The organism is Haloferax sp. DFSO60 (assembly GCF_046557615.1).
Classification (GTDB): Archaea; Halobacteriota; Halobacteria; order Halobacteriales; family Haloferacaceae; genus Haloferax.
Genome location: NZ_JBKIII010000002.1, coordinates 21,357 through 38,393, shown reverse-complemented (window position 1 = coordinate 38,393; position 17,037 = coordinate 21,357). Strand labels below are relative to the sequence as shown.

At 59.1% G+C, this 17,037-nt stretch carries 13 protein-coding genes; 4 read left to right on the top strand and 9 right to left on the bottom strand.

The window, feature by feature from the left end:
- Positions 1–66: 66 nt before the first annotated feature.
- The 5 genes from ACK509_RS09550 to ACK509_RS09530 all read right to left on the bottom strand — a co-directional run bounded on the left by ACK509_RS09550 (position 67) and on the right by ACK509_RS09530 (position 6,876).
- Positions 67–1,500: a sulfatase-like hydrolase/transferase gene (locus ACK509_RS09550; RefSeq protein ID WP_410766310.1), complete on the bottom strand. Its 1,434-nt coding sequence runs from the start codon at positions 1,498–1,500 to the stop codon at positions 67–69.
- Between the two features lie 25 nt (positions 1,501–1,525).
- Positions 1,526–3,451, bottom strand: a complete 1,926-nt coding sequence (locus ACK509_RS09545) for a glycosyltransferase (RefSeq protein ID WP_410766309.1) — start codon at positions 3,449–3,451, stop codon at positions 1,526–1,528.
- Positions 3,448–4,737, bottom strand: coding sequence for an oligosaccharide flippase family protein (locus ACK509_RS09540; protein WP_410766308.1), 1,290 nt, complete (start codon positions 4,735–4,737; stop codon positions 3,448–3,450). The genes ACK509_RS09545 and ACK509_RS09540 overlap by 4 nt, the downstream gene beginning before the upstream one ends.
- Complete coding sequence (locus ACK509_RS09535) at positions 4,737–5,687, bottom strand: hypothetical protein (protein WP_410766307.1); 951 nt, start codon at positions 5,685–5,687, stop codon at positions 4,737–4,739. Before ACK509_RS09535 ends, ACK509_RS09540 begins: the two co-directional genes overlap by 1 nt.
- 424 nt (positions 5,688–6,111) lie before the next feature.
- Positions 6,112–6,876: a helix-turn-helix transcriptional regulator gene (locus ACK509_RS09530; protein ID WP_410766306.1), complete on the bottom strand. Its 765-nt coding sequence runs from the start codon at positions 6,874–6,876 to the stop codon at positions 6,112–6,114.
- 209 nt (positions 6,877–7,085) lie between these two features.
- Between ACK509_RS09530 and ACK509_RS09525 the strand changes: the two genes are divergently transcribed.
- Complete coding sequence (locus ACK509_RS09525; RefSeq protein WP_410766305.1) at positions 7,086–8,021, top strand: NAD-dependent epimerase/dehydratase family protein; 936 nt, start codon at positions 7,086–7,088, stop codon at positions 8,019–8,021.
- A 5-nt stretch (positions 8,022–8,026) separates the two neighbouring features.
- On the opposite strand, the gene ACK509_RS09520 is transcribed toward ACK509_RS09525, so the two are convergent.
- The 3 genes from ACK509_RS09520 to ACK509_RS09510 form a co-directional block, all read right to left on the bottom strand.
- Positions 8,027–8,821, bottom strand: coding sequence for a CBS domain-containing protein (locus ACK509_RS09520; protein ID WP_410767244.1), 795 nt, complete (start codon positions 8,819–8,821; stop codon positions 8,027–8,029).
- 114 nt (positions 8,822–8,935) lie between these two features.
- A complete protein-coding gene (locus tag ACK509_RS09515) occupies positions 8,936–9,283 on the bottom strand; it encodes a nuclear transport factor 2 family protein (RefSeq protein WP_410766304.1) in 348 nt (115 codons plus the stop codon).
- A gap of 52 nt (positions 9,284–9,335) precedes the next feature.
- Positions 9,336–10,589, bottom strand: a complete 1,254-nt coding sequence (locus tag ACK509_RS09510; RefSeq protein WP_410766303.1) for an MFS transporter — start codon at positions 10,587–10,589, stop codon at positions 9,336–9,338.
- A gap of 295 nt (positions 10,590–10,884) precedes the next feature.
- Between ACK509_RS09510 and ACK509_RS09505 the strand changes: the two genes are divergently transcribed.
- The 3 genes from ACK509_RS09505 (at position 10,885) to ACK509_RS09495 (ending at position 14,972) form a co-directional block, all read left to right on the top strand.
- A complete protein-coding gene (locus ACK509_RS09505) occupies positions 10,885–12,084 on the top strand; it encodes a glycosyltransferase family 2 protein (RefSeq protein ID WP_410766302.1) in 1,200 nt (399 codons plus the stop codon).
- 46 nt (positions 12,085–12,130) lie between these two features.
- Entirely contained in the window at positions 12,131–12,724 is a 594-nt protein-coding gene (locus tag ACK509_RS09500; RefSeq protein ID WP_410766301.1) for a class I SAM-dependent methyltransferase, read from the top strand.
- A 415-nt stretch (positions 12,725–13,139) separates the two neighbouring features.
- Positions 13,140–14,972, top strand: a complete 1,833-nt coding sequence (locus ACK509_RS09495) for a methyl-accepting chemotaxis protein (RefSeq protein WP_410766300.1) — start codon at positions 13,140–13,142, stop codon at positions 14,970–14,972.
- Between the two features lie 12 nt (positions 14,973–14,984).
- On the opposite strand, the gene ACK509_RS09490 is transcribed toward ACK509_RS09495, so the two are convergent.
- Positions 14,985–16,940 carry a copper-translocating P-type ATPase gene (locus ACK509_RS09490; RefSeq protein WP_410767243.1) on the bottom strand — a complete coding sequence of 652 codons (1,956 nt, stop codon included), beginning with the start codon at positions 16,938–16,940 and terminating at the stop codon, positions 14,985–14,987.
- Between the last annotated feature and the right edge of the window lie 97 nt (positions 16,941–17,037).

The following is a 17,037-nucleotide window of genomic DNA, read 5'->3' as shown; positions in this document are numbered from 1 at the left end:
GTGAGCGTGTTCGTCGTGCGATTCGTGGTCGTCGTCGTGTGTTGGTGTTGCATTGGGTGTGCGAGATTAGACATAACCGAGGTCCTCTAGTCGTTGTTGGGCCATTCCTGAGACGCGAACGTCGGCTCGTTCGCCGTCTGGCCACGCGGGGAGGGCGTCTGTCAGTTGGCGTTCGATATCCGCTGGAAGGTCGGTCGGTTCTTCGTCGGGGAGGCAGAAGCCGACCGATTCGTCGTCGCTTCGTGAGACGATGAGTTTCCACTCGTCGAGGTACGCCGCTTTCTTCTCGTAGCCGTATCGCGCGCTCTCGACGAGCGGAATTCGGTCAGCGGGGACGCCATCACGGAGCGAGAGTCCGGTCGAAGATAGTGCGCCATCGAGACCAGTCACGTCGAGGAGGGTCGGCGCGAGGTCGATAAGTGAGGCGAGACCGTCAGAGTTGGTCGCAGGGCCGAAGTCGAGACCATCGACCGCGAGCGGGACGCGAGCCAGCGATTCGTAGGGCGTCCCGCCGTGGTCGACGCAGTAGGCGGGTCGGGAATCGACGAAGTGGTTCGCGTCGAATCCGGTGTGTTCCCAGAACGCCTCGCCGTGGTCGCCCGTCACGACGAAGGCAACGTTGCCGTCGAGTTTGCTGTCGAGGACGTACTGAAGGCGTTCGAGTCGGTCATCGACGTAGGCGAGTGCGGCCCGGTAGAGTCGCTTGCGGTGGTCACGATAGCGTTCACCTTCGGGACCGGGGTCGGCGGCATCGGTGTAATCCCACGTCGTGAGGTTGGGGATCGAGCGGTCGAGTTCGTACCGCCCCCAGTAGGATGCGGGCGGGTCAACCGGTTCGTGGAGGTCGCCGATGTGAAGATACGAGAACGTCTTCTCGCGGTCGGTCTCGGTGAGCCAGTCGCGGAAGTCGCCGAAGACGGTCCCGGCCGTGGCCTTGTCGTAAACGGCGTGGGTTCGGAACCGCCCGCCGATAGCGAAAAACGGCATGTGGAACGAGAATCCGCCGTAGGTATCGTAGCCTGCACTGCCGAGGACATCAGGGAGTGTCTCACGGTCGGAGGGGAGTTTCGGCGGGATGACGAGGTCCGTCGAACCGGTGTTGGATTCGTCGGACTGTCGGACTGCGCCGTGTTCGTGGGGGTACGCACCGGTGACAAGCGAGGACACAGCGGGGAACGTCCACGGGGCCGGTGTCACGAGGTCACGTTGCAGTCGAGCGTGCAGGAAGGGGCTATCCTCTGGAGTGATTGCATCGGCACGGAGCGCATCGACGACGACACAGACGATGTGGTCCGGTGCGTCGTCGGCAGGCGTCCGCGACGGAAGCGTTCGTTGGCGACTTCGATACTCTCGGTTCGCCTTGACGGTCAGCACGCGGTTGTACGGGCCGACGAGTCGGCGCTTCAGGCTATCGGGGAGGGACTCCATGAGTCGGCGTTTAGCCGTATCGACACCGTCGGCGACCACAGCAGTCGGCGGTCGGTGGTCGCGGTCCGTCACGACCGACCACCGATTCCATGGACACTCATGCGGTCACCTGCTCTCTGAGAAGCGAGACCATTCGGGCGGCGGTGTCGCTGATGGTGTAGGACGAGGCCGCTTCGGAGTTCTCGTGAGCGAGTCGCTGGAGGCGCTCGCGGTCGGATTCGAGGGCGAGGAGTTCGTTTGCGAGGGAGTCTGCATCGCCGCCTGCGTAGAATGCGGCGTCACCGCCGGTCTCGACCGTCGAAGTTTGCATTCCTTCGACGTCTGCGCTGACGACCGCCGTCCCATACGATTTGGCGAGTTGGAAGACGCCGCTGACGCCGGTACAGGTCTTGTACGGCATCACGACGACAGACGCGTTCTGCCACGTGGCGTCCATCTCGTCGTCTTCGACGTAGCCCGTGAACTCGACACCCGGTCGGTCGCCGTACTTCGCTTCGAGCATCTCGCGGTGGTTCGGAAAGCCCGGATGCGACCCACCGGCGATGACGAGTTCGGCATCGGGAACCGCCGAGCGAACCTGTGCGAACGCTTCGACGACCGTCTCGACGTCTTTGGTCGGGCTGAGGTGGCCGAACACCATGACGCGGAACTGGTCGGGGATGTGTGGCAACCCACCGTCAGCGTAGGCGAACGTGCCGTGAGGGACGTGGTGGACGTTCGAAGCGTAGTAGCGCTGGTCCACGATTTCTTTGTACTCTTCGGAGGTGACAGTCGAGGCATCACCCATGAAAGCGAGTTGTGTCGCAAGGCGGGCACCGGCCTGTTGGACGAAACTGAAGTCTTCGTCCACGGCGTCCTCTTCGACCACTTCCATCAGGTCGTGCATCGTCGTCAACACGGGGATGTCGTAGACGTTTGTGAGAAGCGCCGGAAGGACGAGACCGAGGAATCGATGGACGTTCTCGTCGCCGAAGTAGGTCATGTGGATGTTGAACTGGACGGCGTCGTAGTCGCCCGCCAGAAGTTCGTCGAGGAGGGCGCGGGCACCGTCGAACGAGTCACGGTCCCAGACGCGCCGAACCTCGTAGCCACGACGGAATTCGACGGGGGGTGCCGAATCGCTCCGTTGTGCGAGGACGGTCACGTCGATGTCGTCGCGGCGGCCGTAGGCCCGGGCGAGTTCTTCGCCATACTCGGCGAGGTGGCCGCGAGTTGGGGGGTGTGACGTGACGAGTGCAACACTGGGGGTGTCGCCGTCGGAAGAACGGGGGACTGACGGTCCGCGAATCGACTTCCGGATGCGGTAGAGCGACCGGAGCATGTCGGGAACGTCACGCGTCGGTGAGACGCTGCTGTCGCCGGGGTCGTCCCAGTCGATGGAGAGTTCCTCCACTTCGTAGCCGTTGTGGTGGACGCGAGCGACGAGTTCGGTGTCGAAGGCGAACCCGGTTTCGCTCATCTGGTCGGTAACTCTGTCCCAGACTTCCGAGCGGAACGCTTTCGCGCCGCACTGGAAGTCTTCGAGAGGGGCGTTCGTGACGCGCCGCGCCAGCGACCGGTAACCAACGGCAAGACACTGCCGGATGGCAGTCTGTGTTGCCCGGCAGTCGCCTTCGATGTCGCGAGAGCCGACGGCGACGGCCGCCGACCCGGATTCGACCGCTTCGTAGAGACGGTTGAGTTCGGCGACCGGGATGGCCCTGTCGGCATCGACGTAGCCGACGATGTCACCGGAAGCAACGTTGAGGCCGTCGATGAGCGCACCACCCTTGCCGCGGCGGGCGTCGCTCACGCTGATGGACGTTCCGGAGTCGGTCTCCAACGAGTCGAGCGTCGCTCGCATCGCTTCGTCGGGAGTGTCCGCACAGACGACCACCTGATGCCACCCAGCATCGTGAAGGTCGTCGACGAGCGAGACGACGGTCGCAGGAGATTCTGCGTAGACCGGTATTACGACTGACCGAGTAAAGTGGTCAGACGGCGTTTCAAACTGAGTCGAGGAGTGTGTCGTGTGTAAACTCATGAGTACACCTCAATGATTCCGAGGACAACGAGCGCAGTGTTGCCCAGAAGGAGGATGTGCAAGAACTGGAGAGGAGACGCGTGGAAGAGTCCCATGAGGGCAATTTCCACCACCGAAATAAGGGTAAATACGTAGACGAACCGGTTCCGTGACCGAGCCAGTTCGAAGTTGAGAATGACGCTAGCAAGCGCGAAGACGAGAATCGAGATGCCGTACCACTGAAGCAACGGCACCGCATCAGCGTACGCGGCACCGTAGAACGTCGTGAGGACGAACTCGGGGAGTACCCAGTAGGTAGCCGTCCCGAGACCGGCGATAACAGCAGTGTAGAACATCGCTCGGGTGAGCAGTTCGCTCGTCGCTGACTCGTCGGCTTGCTGCGTCGAAACCTTCGGGAACAGCGCGGTGCTGATGCCCATCGGAAGGAAGACGAGAATCTTCCCAAGCACCGAGGCGGCGACGTAGAGTCCCGCCAGTCGGGATGGGAAGAAGTGTTTTGCGAGGATGACATCGACCGTCGTCGGGACAGTAAGGCAAAACCCGGTGAGTATCGCTGGAAGCGTGTAACGGTAGGCCCGACTGAAATCGAACGTCGATGCGGAAGGAAGGGGGGCCTGCAACCGGCGACGCAGGTGGATGGTCGTCGTGCCGTAGACGACAACTGACGCGAGTATCAGTGCGGCGAACGCACCGAAGACGCCGTAGCCGAGGACGACGAGCGCAACACCCGCTGCGAGTTTTACGCCAGCGAGCAGGACTTTGTAGCCGCCGAGTGGGGTGAACCACTGGACTCCTTGGAACGTACCGAAGTTCACGGTGAGCGCCAAACCGAACGGCGCAGTGCCCGCGATAGCGACCACAAGCAACGTCGTGGAAACGTCGAGGAAGTCGCTGAGGAGTGGGGCGGCGGCGACGAGTGCAACGAAGATACCGATGCTGAACAGCATCGACTGTCGCAGGAACTTCCGATGGAAGGAAGCCAGTGCGGGGCCGTTACCGACGAGTTCTGCGGTGAACCGAGACGCGCTGAACCGAAGTCCGCGGCCGAACACGTTGACGATGTAGAACAGCGCGAATAACGCGCCGAACACGCCGTACTGTTCGGGACCGAGGGCACGGCCCATGAACACCTGAAAGGCGTAGTTGAGCGCCCCACTGGCCACTGTTGCGATGGCGATGATACTTCCGTGTTGCAGGAGGTCATCGCCAAGGACGTGTTGACGGACGACAGTGACCGGGGACGTAGCGAACTGTCGAATGCCGAGTTCATCGGTATCCTGAGACATTATCTAGCGAACAATGCCTCCATCAGACCCACCCACCAGTTGGACGCGTTGGTTAACCAACCGAACCCGAAGCTCGGTGGCCCCGGGGAGCGGTCGTTAGAGCGTCCATTCCGGTCGGCGTTTCCACCACGGTCTGCGTCGTCATCGTCTCCGTTACGGTCATCCCAATCGTCGTGACGGTCGTTCGAATCGCCTTCGTGGCGGTCGTCCGAGTCGTCGTCATCACGGTCGTCTGCGTCGTCACCGTCACGGCCGTCCCACTCACCGCGGTCATCCCAGTCGTCACCGTCCTGACGTCGGTCGTCGTTGGATGGGCGGACGACTTCGAACTGGAACACCTCGGAGCTGAAGGACGTTTCCTCACCGGTGTCGATGCTCAGTTGACCGTTGAACGATTCGCGGTCGAGCGACGTTGCGTCGAACGATATCTCGTATTTCAGCTCGGATTGTTCGCCGTAACCGTAGCCGAATCCGTAGCCGTAGCCGTAGCCGTACTGACGAGTGACGCCTGCTTGCTCATCGTAGCCAGCTCTGTACCCGTAACCGTACGATGCGCTGTTTTCAACCGGCGTAATCGTGAGCGACTGTGTGAACTGTTCGATTCGAATGTCGCCACGATTGATGGTGCCTCTTTCGGGCGTCACTTCGAGGACAGTCCCGTTCGGTGCAAACGTCACCGTGAGCGGTTCGTCGATGTCGGCGTCAGTCGGTGAAAGCGTGAACTGGAACGCTTCGATTGGGACGCGTTCACCGTCTTCGAGGTCGATAGTTGCAGTGACCGTCATCCGGTCGTTGCGGTCAACCTCGTCCGGCCCGGATAACGTCGTCTCGACAGCACTCGATGGAACTGCGGCCGCAGCGAGCGAGCCGAGCAGAATCACAGTGAGTGCGAGGCTCAGGAGTGGCCGTCGGTAGTCGGAGAGTACTGATTCGAGTGTGTTTCGCCTCATCCTCTCACCACCACTGGCTCACGTCCAGCGAGACATCGTTGCTCACACCGTATGTTCGAGTCTGTCGAGAGACTGGAGTGGGTATACCAGGAATCCGCCCGGCGCGTTGGCTGTTGATTCTAGTTCTCTCTCGCATGGTTATCGTATCACCATCAATTGAGGAATCTTGTTACGACGCCTTATTATTAATTCACTTACTAAAGAAAAATCCCTGATTAGATGAACAATGCGTGCATTAATTCTGTTAGCATGAACATACGTTTGCTCACTGAATCAATTGCCAGTTGATAGACGCTATTTCACGCCGTGAACAACGTATCTGTAACCGTACGAACCATCGGCTCAAAGTCGACGCTAATCGACAGACTCGGTTTCGAAACGCCAGTTATGAACAGAGATAGTGAACGTCAGTACTCGAAGAGAGTCACAGGTCGGGTTGCTTCGCACGCTCTCTGTACTCGTCGTACAGGTCGCGGCCCCACGCCACAGCATCCGGATTATCGTTTTGAATGACTCCCCGAAGGGTTCCATTGTCGTCGACGATGACACACACTGCCTCGTCCGGTTCCTCTGCGATGAGAAGTCCGAAGGGGAGGGGGTCGTCCACCACGAGATAGTCGAGTCCCGCAGCAATCGCCTCGTCGAGTTGGTCTCGCCATTGGACAGAGGTGTAGTCCAGTACTGGTTGTGAGGTGAGAATCTCTGCATCGAGCGACCGCGAGGTCACTTGGTCGTGAAACAGCATCGCGTATCGCTCCACGATAAACGGCGTAAAGCCACGGACAGTCGTCGCCCCACGGACGAACGACTCGACCTCTGAAATCGGCTTCTCAGGCGCAAATGGGACCGATTTCGTGTACGTGGCTCCTTCGAGTAGTGAATCACAAATCAAAGAGGCGTCCTGCAACCCCATCAGTAACTCCCGGTTCGCTTCGATGTCACTGAACTCCGAGAGAAACGACTGGTAGCGTTCGAAGAGGAGTTCACCGTACGACGTTACGACGTACCCATCTGCGGTCTCGGCGACGAGATGGTGTTCTTGTAATTCCTTGAGGCTACGATGAACGGTCGGGCGTGAAACAGCAACTGCATCCGTCAAACTGCGAATATCAATCGGGCCATCTCGAATTTGGGTGACGACCTCGTCACGGCGAAGAAGGAGCCTGAGAAGAGATTTGGTCTCGGTCACACTAATTAACTTCTTCAAAAGCCCAAAACTATTTTGGCTATTGTTAAACCCATTGGCCAATCGTCAGACAATAGTATCAGTTTTGTCAAAAAACGACCGAGCTTCTCACGAGTCGTGTAGTTATCTCTTCGACAATATCATGACTGGTCTCTTTCCAATCAATTTTTGGCCAAATGCTATTTATACAATTAGTTCTCGAAATGAAATGTATGCATAACCGGAAAATATTGGTGACCGGTGGAACGGGGTTCATCGGTTCGAATCTCGCGAACACTCTCGCGGAAGACAACGACGTAATCGCCCTCGACAACGGTTACCTCGGGACGCCGAAAAATCTCGACGATGCCGTCGAATACGTCGATGCGAGCGTCCTCGACGACGACCTTCCGACCGACGTGGACGTGGTCTTCCACCTCGCTGCACTGTCCTCCTACGCGATGCACGAAGATGACCCGACGAAAGGCGTTCGCGTCAACGTCGAAGGGTTCGTCAACACGGTCGAACAGGCACGAAACGACGGCTGTGACACCGTCGTCTACGCGACGACGTCGTCCATCTACGGCAACCGAACCGAACCATCTCCCGAGACGATGGACGTGACTGCAAACACTGGCTACGAAGCGTCGAAACTCGCCCGTGAACGCTACGCCCAGTACTTCCACAACCACTACGACATGTCGATGGCCGGGATGCGGTTTTTCTCTGTCTACCAGGGGTACGGTGGTGCAGAGGCCCACAAAGGAGAGTACGCGAACCTCATCGCACAGTTCGCAGACGATATCGCCAGCGGCGATGCGCCCGTCATCTACGGTGATGGGACGCAGACGAGAGACTTCACCCACGTCGATGACGTCGTTCGCGGACTCATCGCCGCCGCCGAGAATCAGCTACAGGGCATCTACAACCTCGGAACCGGTGAGAGCTACGACCTGAACACGCTCGTCGAGAAACTGAACGCGGAACTCGGAAGCGACATCGAACCGGAGTACATCGAGAACCCGATTCCCGAATCCATCTACGTGAAAGATACGATGGCAGATACGACGAAGATGTACGAGGCAACCGGGTGGGAACCGGAGATTTCCTTCGAAGACGGACTCCAGCGAGTCTGTGCGCAGTATCAGTCGTCCTCGGCGTCTCACTGAGAAGGCTACTGCATTGGTTCGGTCTTCTCGATGAGCGGGTGCTGAAGGTAGTCGTTGATATCCACGTCTGCCAGCGACTCGAGTCCACCGAGCCGAGCCATCTTGCGGAGGCCTAACTCTCCAACTTCGTCCGGTGAAACCGTGAGGACGTGAGCGAGCATTCGGTCGATACCGAGTTGTCGAGCGGCCAGCGCACGGTGGTGGCCATCGACGAGCAACGTCTCTGCCCCGTAGGAGATGACGATGAGTGGCTCTGCGAGTCCGTTTTGGAGTTCGTACTTGCGGCCTTCGAGTTCGTCACCGTAGACCTCACGTTGCGTCGGAATCAACGACGGGACATCGATTTCTCGTTCGCTGACGCTGATGGAGATACCGTGGGTTCGTTCGAGCATCTCACGGGTACTCTGGACCTTCGAGGGCGTCGTTCGCTCGATTTGACTCCTGACGGCGTCGCCGTTCGAAAAGAGACCGAGAAGCGTTCGTTCGTCGTCCACGACCGGGAGGAACTGGTGGCCGGTCCGGAAGATGACGCGGGCCGCATTTTTCACGGTCATCTCCGGGCGGACGACGACGAGGTCGCGACTCATCACTGATTCTACGCGCTCGCTTCCGTGGACTTCCAAGAGGTCGATAGCGCCGACGAAGCCGAGGAGATGCTCCCCTTCGTCCACGACCGGGAGGCCGCCGTACTGCGGCCCTGATTTGAGTCGGTCGACGACATCGGTCACCCACGTCTCGGGGTGAACTGTCTCGACACCGGTCGTCATGTATGCATCGACGCGGACGTCGTCGAGTTCCATCGGCGTCATGGGTGAAAGCCTCGCATTTCGGGTGTGTTGGGCACCTTCTGTCCCCATGTGCCTAAGCGTATCTCCAAAATAGCGGGTCAGACTGGGTGGTGTCCCAGTTGTTCGTTACTTCGCGTCTATCTTTCCGGCGAACGTCTGTGTGGTGATAACCCCGTCTTCGACGACGAACGTGTCCGTACAGAACTCGTAGACGTTGTCCGGCGTCTCGCCGTGCCACGTGATATAGGCGATATCGCCTTCGACCTTCTGGAGGTCGATACTCGCTTCGGCACCTTCCTGTGCGAAGTCGGCGAAGAGTCCCTCGAAGAAGTTGGGAATTTCGTCCATTCCACGATACGTCTCGTCGGGTGTGATGATAACCGACGTATCGTCGTAATCGGCCAGTATCTCGTCCATATCGCCACCACCGAACGCGGTCAGATGGTGCTCGAGCACCGCTTGTGTAGTTGTCATTGAAACCACCACCCATTATTTGTGCTAATCAATCATCAAGTTACGCGAAGAGTTAGACCCCCGGCTCTGCCTCTGGAATCGGGGCGGGTTTTCGCGTCGTCAACGCGGCGACCACCGCGACTCCCCCGACGAACACGGCCGCGACAGCCATCAGCGGTTCGTATCCCACAGCAGTCGCGGCGGCAGCGAACACCAGGGGGCCGGTTGCTCGCCCGAGGAACGTCGTACTATTGCGGAGTCCGAACAAGCTTGCGCGGAACTGGGTAGTCACGCGATTACTGACCGCGGCATCGACCGCAGGCATACTGAGCCCGAGCCCAACACCGAAGACGACCACCGACAGGGCGACGAATATCGTCGATGGAGCGACGTACAGACCCGCGAGCGAGACTGCATAACAGCCGAATCCGAGTGTGATCAGTCGTCCGTTGGTGAAGAGACGCGCCAATCGACCGTTGGAACTCGCTGCGACGACGGCCCCCGCCTCTGCGGCCATCAACACCAGTCCGATGTAGAACGGACTCAACCCGTAATTCGCAGTGAGCAAGAACGGAAGGACGGTCACGAGTGCTCCGAAGAGGATGAACTCCGTCAGGAATGCGACCGTGAGCAACGACGCGACACCGAGCGAAAGTGCCGAAATCGCCCCGCTGAGGTATGCACGAATGTCCGTGGCGTCTGGATTTCGACTCGTCTGCTCGGCGGGAGTGGGTTTCGTCTCGTCGAGTGCGACGTACGCAAACAGCGCGACCGGGAACCCGAATGCGTAGGCGAGAAACGGCGTATTCCACGCGACGGTCGCAAGTGCCCCGCCGAGGACGGGAAATATCGCGGCCCCAAACGAGAGGACAGCGACGTTCGCCCCGAGGACCGCGTTGCGCTGGACGCCCTCGAACGCGTCGCTGATGAGCGTCACTGTCGTCACGAAGAGCGCGGCGGCCGCCGTCCCCTGAATCGCTCGAAGCCCGAGTAGGATTGCATAATTCGGCGCGAAGAAGCTACTGAGTCCGGCGATGCTGAACACGAACAACGCAGGGACGAGAATGCGTTTTCGGCCAAACCGGTCGGCGAGCATGCCGACGAACGGAGAGACGACGATGCCGACGATGAAGTAGGCGCTGACCAGTAGACTGGCCGCCGCATCGGTCAATCCGAAGGTGTCGCGGACGAGTGGAAGTGCCGGTGCGACGAGTGGCACACCCAACGGTGCGAGGAGCGTGCTTGCGAGAACGACCTGCACGGTACGGTTTCGCCACGGGACATCACCCGTTTGGGATTGCTCTCTGGCGGACGCTTCTGCCGTCATAGCAGTTCACCGGTGATGTGGAGGCGGTGCGCGGTCATGGTGTGCTAGACGACAGCACAGAGAATAAGCACATCTTTGCTAATTTCGTGAATACACCTGCTCTCTGTACCCTGTACCCGGTTGTTGGATTTCGAAATGTGGGCAAGTACGTCGCTGACAACCTCCCACGCGTCAGTCAAAGAAGAAATTGACCCGAAAAGAGACGGGGAAAACGGCGTTAATTGGGCAGAAATCGGCCCAATACGGGGTGACGAAGTTCTCGACTAAAGTGAGACCAACCGCAGCGATGTGACGAATGAAACTCGAACGTATCGCACTCGTTGGCGTCGCTGCGGTGACAGTGTTGACCGCAGTTGCGACGGTCGTGCCGTGGCTCTCACCGGGGTTCGTCGATTGGCTCGCAGTATTCGAACTCCTGCTCGTCGGGACGACAGCCCTGTTCGCCGGAACCGCACTCATCTGGGTCGTCCTCACGTACGTCGTCGGAGCGGGATACGACTCTCCGAAACCAGTCCACGGTGGTGACGACATTCAGGTTCGAATCCTCACCGTCGATGCCGCCAGTGTCGTACAGGAGACTGTCGATTCGCTCCCCACAGAACTCGACGACGTTCACGTCATCGCTGAGCGTGACATCGAAATCGACGGTGCCGTCGTCCACGCCGTTCCCGACGACTTCGAGTGTTCGGCGGTTAGAAAGGGACGTGCTATCGAGTGGGCACGGCAGCATTTGGCGTGTGGCCGCGAGTTCGTCCTCTATCTCGACGAAGACAGCCTCGTCGAATCGTTCGACGGACTCCCAGATGCCGACGTCGTTCAACTCCGTGAACGGCCACGTCGGACCGGGTCGGTCTTTTCCTACCTCGCAGACGTGTACCGGATGGGTGTCCAAATCGAGCAACGTGCGTTCGCTCGACTGTCGATTCCGCTGTTCGCGTGGGGTGGCGGCATCGCCGTCCGGCAATCTGTCGAAGAAGAGGTGACGTGGGACCGCGAAACGCTCGTCGAAGATACTGCGTTCGTCTGGGCGGCCGCCCAGCAACTCGATAGTTTCTCGTTCGAACTCGCGACCGCAACCTGTGCCAACGAGGCACCCCCATCGCTGAAAGAGATTCTCGAACAGCGTCGGCGGTGGGCAGCAGGCAACCTGCAATCCTCTGCCGAGTTGCCGTTCGTGTATCAACTGCTGACCCGTGTTCGCAACTACGCGTGGGCACTCTCGCCAGTCGTGACGCTCGTCGTCGTCCCGTTGTCGGTACTCGGAATCGGCGTCGCCGCAACTGGCTTTTTCACACTCGTCTCGATAGGGATGGGCGTTCTCACGCTGTATTGGTACCTCCGTGGCGTGGTGTACTACGGCGGCGAAACGCTCGCGTGGGCACTGGCGATGCCGCTCGCTCCAATCGTCACGCTCGTCCACTCGATGGGAACGATCGTCGGCATCCTCAACCCACCAAAGGAGTTCCGAGTGACGAAAAAAGTCGGCAATCGCTGATTACGAGACCTAAGCGGTTATCTAACCCAGCATTCGAGTACCGTGCATGGACATCTTCCAGAACACGAGGCAACCAGATTGGGACTGGTGGGGAAGACTGTGGCCGACACCGGGTGAGACGCTTCGGCAGTTGGGCCTGACCTCCGACTGTACGGTTGCCGAAATCGCCTGCGGGAATGGCTACTTTGCACTCCCTGCGGCTCGAATCGTCGAGCCAAACCCAGTCTATGCACTCGATATCGACGAGTCTGTACTCCGCGAACTCGAACATCTCGCCGAACAGCAAGCTATCGAGAATATCGTCGCGCTTCACGGAGATGCGAGAGAACTTGATGCACACCTTACAGAGCGTGTTGACGTCGTCTTGCTGGCGAACACACTCCACGGTGTCGAGGATAAAACGAAACTCATCCAGCAAGCGTTCGACACTCTTCGAGACGGCGGTCAACTCGTCGTCGTCAACTGGCACGACCACCCGCGAGAGACGACCACTGTCGGCGGAAAACCACGAGGCCCGCCAACCGAGTTACGGATGTCGCCCGAAGAGACGAACACAGCCGTACAGGACGCTGTGGACGTGAGGTCAACAACGTCCATCGAACTCCCGCCGTATCACTACGCGATTCGATTCGAGCGATAACACGCGATACGACGGTCGCAATTCAGGAGTTGTGCTGCCATCGTTGTCGTGCTGAGAATTGCACGTGAGAATCGTGGGAGCAAGGACCAATCGTGTATCATACAAACACAATTGGTGGGCAAACGAGGAGGCCTGAACGACGATAACAGAATAGTCGTCCGCTACGGGTAGTGAGTGAGTTGAGTGGAGTGCCGATGCACGCTTCGTTCGGGATTTCACTGTCGCTTCGCAGCAGTCAGAAATCGCATCACCGTTTAATTTCAAAATTGATTAACAAATATTAGCGAGGCTTTGACATAGATCTGGAGAGGAACCTCAGTGTTGGTATTTGAACCCCTTTACCACACAACTAGGTAATATCATATCTGATATGTGAGGGAGAACTGATTTTACCTGTAACACGAATGTGGCTTCCATGAGAACAGCTGGAGAAGAAGTGAACATTCGTCAAAAGCGAGCGCAGGTATTGAAAAGGAAGATTCTGGACACACTCAAATACATTCCAAAAGGCGATTCTATTCCAGATGTAGCGTGGAAACGACGCCATCGAAATATCGTTCTTCTCTTGGCTGCCCACGCACCGTTCTTGTTCCTCCTCGGGAGTTTCTCGGGGACCGACCCGTATCTCACCGGGGCGACGTTCACTGCAGTTCCGTTCGAACACCTCGTCGCGGGTGTCGGGCTCGTCGTTGGCTTCGTGTTAGTCGCAAGTCTTCCGTGGTTACCTCGGCGGGCGCGGAGTGCCATCGCGTCGATGGGGTTGATGACGGCTTCTGCCGTTCTGGTGTACTACTCGGGAGGATTCATCGAAGCGCACTTCCACTTTTTCGTGGTCGTGGGAGTCATCGCCGTGTACGAAGACTGGCTTCCGTTCATCGTCGGGATTCTGTACGTCGCCGGTGAACACGCACTCTTCGGGATGACGTATCCGGAAGTGGTGTACAACCACCCCGATGCGGTTGCCAATCCGATGGGCTGGGCAGTCGTACACGCACTGTTCATTATCGGACTCTCGACGGCGCTCGTCACGAACTGGTTCTCTATCGAGCGCTCTCGCGAAGAGACCAGAAAGCAACTCGTGAACGTCGAAGACAGCGAAAAAGCGAAGGCCAAAGTCGAACGCCTCAACGAGCAACTCCTGGTTCAAGCCGACGAACTCGCCGCCGCGATGGACGCAGTCTCGAACGGTGATTTCACCGCGAACCCGCCGCAGGGGTCCGGTATCAAAGCTATCGAAGCAATCAGCGATGCGTTCGTCCAGATGAAAGGGGAACTCTCGACGACCATCGTGGACCTACGCGAGTTCGCACGGACCGTCGAACAGACGACGCGCTCCGTTCACGACGATGCCGAAGCACTCGAGCAGAGTCAACAACAACTCGCAACCGATATTCGGGAGTTCGCAACAGCGGTACGCGAACAGGCACGAAATCTCGAATCGACCACCGACGAACTGAGTAGCCTCTCGGCGGCTATCGAAGAGATTGCCGCGAACGCCGACCAAGTCTCCGAAGAAGCAGGAACCGCCGCAGAGGCGGCGGCCGTCGGCAGTGGAACCGCAACTGAGGCAATCGAAGCAATCGAAACTATCGAAGAGAGCGTCGGCGAACTCGCCGAACTCGTCGAATCGCTCGATACCCGAATGGACGACGTCTCCCAGAGTACAGATCTCATCGAAGGGATTGCCAAGCAGACGAACACGTTGGCACTGAACGCCAACATCGAGGCGGCACGCGCAGACAACGGGAGCGAAGGGTTCGCCGTCGTCGCTGACGAAGTTAAAACGCTCGCCGACCAGACGCAGAGCCACTCGTCCGCAATCGAGGAGACGGTCAGCGAGACGATCGAGGACGTCAATCGCGTTCAAGCAGAGATGGCTCACACGAAGGCACAACTCCAGACTGGAAAAGAGACCACGACCGAAGCGGGTGACTCCTTTACACAACTCGCAAAGACCGTCGATGGCGTCGATACCTCGGTCAACGAGGTTGCGGCCGCGACCGACGATGGGGCTCGAACGACCGAACAGGTGGTCGATGCGATTATCAGAGTCGCCGAGCGCTCGCGTGCTGTCGCCGACCAGAGCGAGACGCTCGCAGACCGAACCGAGTCCAGAACACACCGGATTTCGGAGATTCGAAGCCAACTCGATGCCCTAACCGAACAGACTGGCACCCTGCAACGCCAACTCGATACGTTCCAGTGCGAGACGGCGAGCGAACCACGACCATTGAAACAGATTCAATAATCGGTTTTTCGCTCAGTTTTTCGTCGATAAATCGACTCCCCTGAGCCGTCTCGCGTTGATGGCGACGATAATCGTCGAGAGCGACATGAACACCGCACCAAGCGCAGGAGAGAGCAGTATCCCGATGGGGGCGAGAATGCCCGCCGCGAGTGGAAGAGCAAAGACGTTGTATCCCGTCGCCCAGACGAGGTTCTCCTGCATCTTCCGGTAGCTAGCCTTCGAGAGTCGAATCAGTCGAACCACGTCGAGCGGGTTGTTGTCCACGAGGATGATATCGCCCGACTCGATAGCCACGTCCGTCCCCGACCCGATGGCGATACCGACATCCGCCCGTGCAAGCGCAGGAGCGTCGTTCACACCGTCGCCGACCATCGCAACCAACTTGCCTTCGGACTGGAGTCGTGCGACTTTCGTGTCTTTCTCCTCGGGAAGCACCTCGGCGAAGTACTGGTCGATACCAAGTTCGTCGGCGACGGCCCTCGCAACGTCGTCCGAGTCGCCGGTCAGCATCGCGACTTCGATACCCATCGCGTGGAGCGCGTCGATAGCCTGTCTGCTCTCCTCACGGATGACGTCGGCGAGGGCGAACGCCGCACCGACCTCCGACTCTTCGCGGATGAGGTAGATGACGGTCTGGGCGTTTTCTCCCGCGTCGTCTGCGAATGCCCTGACGTTCGCCGGGCGGTCGATGCCGAGTTTTTCGACGAGGTTGGGGCCGCCAAGGTGGACTGTCTCGTTTCCGACGGTCGCTTTGACGCCGAGTCCACGCAGGTTCTCGAAGTGAGAGACGCTCGCGCGTTCGATGCCGCGTTCTTCGGCGGCGGTTCGAATCGCCCGCGCAATCATGTGTTCGGAGTCACCTTCGACGCCCGCGGCAACCTCGAAGGCTCGCTGTTCGTCCCAGTCACCCGTCGTTTCGACCGCGACGACGCCCTGTTCGCCCTTGGTGAGCGTCCCCGTCTTGTCGAACATCACCGTGTCCAGATTTCGGGCTTCTTCCATGGCGATTCGGTCGCGGATGAGCATCCCGTTCTGTGCCGCAGTCGAGGTGTTGATGGCGACGACGAGCGGAACCGCGAGGCCGAGAGCGTGTGGACAGGCGATGACGAGGACCGTGACGACGCGCTCGAGGACCGCGATGTTGAACCCGGTCGCGAGAACCCACGCGACGGCCGTAACTCCGGCCACCGCGAGTGCGACGTAGAACAGCCATCCCGCGGCTCGGTCGGCCAACAACTGGGTTCGGGATTTGGATTGCTGTGCTTCTTCGACGAGGCGCATGATGCCCGCGAGTGCGGTTTCGTCGCCTGTTTTCGTCACTCGAACTCGCAAGCTACCGTCCTGATTGACCGTGCCTGCGATGACCTCCGCGCCGGGTGTTTTTTCGACTGACCGCGATTCGCCTGTAATCATCGACTCGTCCACTGAGGAGTCGCCCACAACGACTTCGCCGTCGGCCGGAACGCTCGCCCCCGGTCGAACGAGGACGACATCACCCTCCGAGAGGTCTGAAACTGAGACTTCTTCGGTGTCACCGCTCTCGGTCACTCGCTCTGCGGTGTCGGGCATGAGTTTCGCCAACTCGTCCAGCGCACCGGAAGCCTGCCGGACAGAGCGCATCTCCATCCAGTGACCCAACAGCATGATGTCGATAAGCGTGACGAGTTCCCAGAAGAACGGCGTCGTCCCCGGAATGAACAGGCTCGCGATGGAGTAGCCGAACGCGACAGTGATAGCGAGCGAGATGAGCATCATCATCCCCGGTTCGCGGTTCTGCAACTCGGTGCGGGCCATCGAGAGGAACGGGAGGCCACCGTAGGCGAAGATGACGACAGAGAGGACGGGCGTAATCAGGAAACTCCCCGGGAACACCGGCGCAGTGTAGCCGAAGACGCCCTGGATGAACTCACTAAAGAAGATGACCGGAATCGAGAGGACGAGCGACACCCAGAACCGACGGCGAAACATCTGTTCGTGGCCCGTGTGGTCGGTGTGGGCTTTGTGACCTGTGCGTTCGTGGTGCTGGTCACTGTCGTCGTGTGGGCTGGCGTCCACAGCGCCACGG

What these genes read in the sequence shown, in the direction of transcription:
- ACK509_RS09540 (WP_410766308.1), bottom strand. Translation starts at nt 4,737, where the DNA reads ATGTCTCAGGATACCGATGAACTCGGCATTCGACAGTTCGCTACGTCC.
- ACK509_RS09490 (WP_410767243.1), bottom strand. Translation starts at nt 16,940, where the DNA reads ATGTTTCGCCGTCGGTTCTGGGTGTCGCTCGTCCTCTCGATTCCGGTC.
- ACK509_RS09515 (WP_410766304.1), bottom strand. Translation starts at nt 9,283, where the DNA reads ATGACAACTACACAAGCGGTGCTCGAGCACCATCTGACCGCGTTCGGT.
- ACK509_RS09545 (WP_410766309.1), bottom strand. Translation starts at nt 3,451, where the DNA reads ATGAGTTTACACACGACACACTCCTCGACTCAGTTTGAAACGCCGTCT.
- ACK509_RS09505 (WP_410766302.1), top strand. Translation starts at nt 10,885, where the DNA reads ATGAAACTCGAACGTATCGCACTCGTTGGCGTCGCTGCGGTGACAGTG.
- ACK509_RS09535 (WP_410766307.1), bottom strand. Translation starts at nt 5,687, where the DNA reads ATGAGGCGAAACACACTCGAATCAGTACTCTCCGACTACCGACGGCCA.
- ACK509_RS09510 (WP_410766303.1), bottom strand. Translation starts at nt 10,589, where the DNA reads ATGACGGCAGAAGCGTCCGCCAGAGAGCAATCCCAAACGGGTGATGTC.
- ACK509_RS09525 (WP_410766305.1), top strand. Translation starts at nt 7,086, where the DNA reads ATGCATAACCGGAAAATATTGGTGACCGGTGGAACGGGGTTCATCGGT.
- ACK509_RS09520 (WP_410767244.1), bottom strand. Translation starts at nt 8,821, where the DNA reads ATGGAACTCGACGACGTCCGCGTCGATGCATACATGACGACCGGTGTC.
- ACK509_RS09495 (WP_410766300.1), top strand. Translation starts at nt 13,140, where the DNA reads ATGAGAACAGCTGGAGAAGAAGTGAACATTCGTCAAAAGCGAGCGCAG.
- ACK509_RS09500 (WP_410766301.1), top strand. Translation starts at nt 12,131, where the DNA reads ATGGACATCTTCCAGAACACGAGGCAACCAGATTGGGACTGGTGGGGA.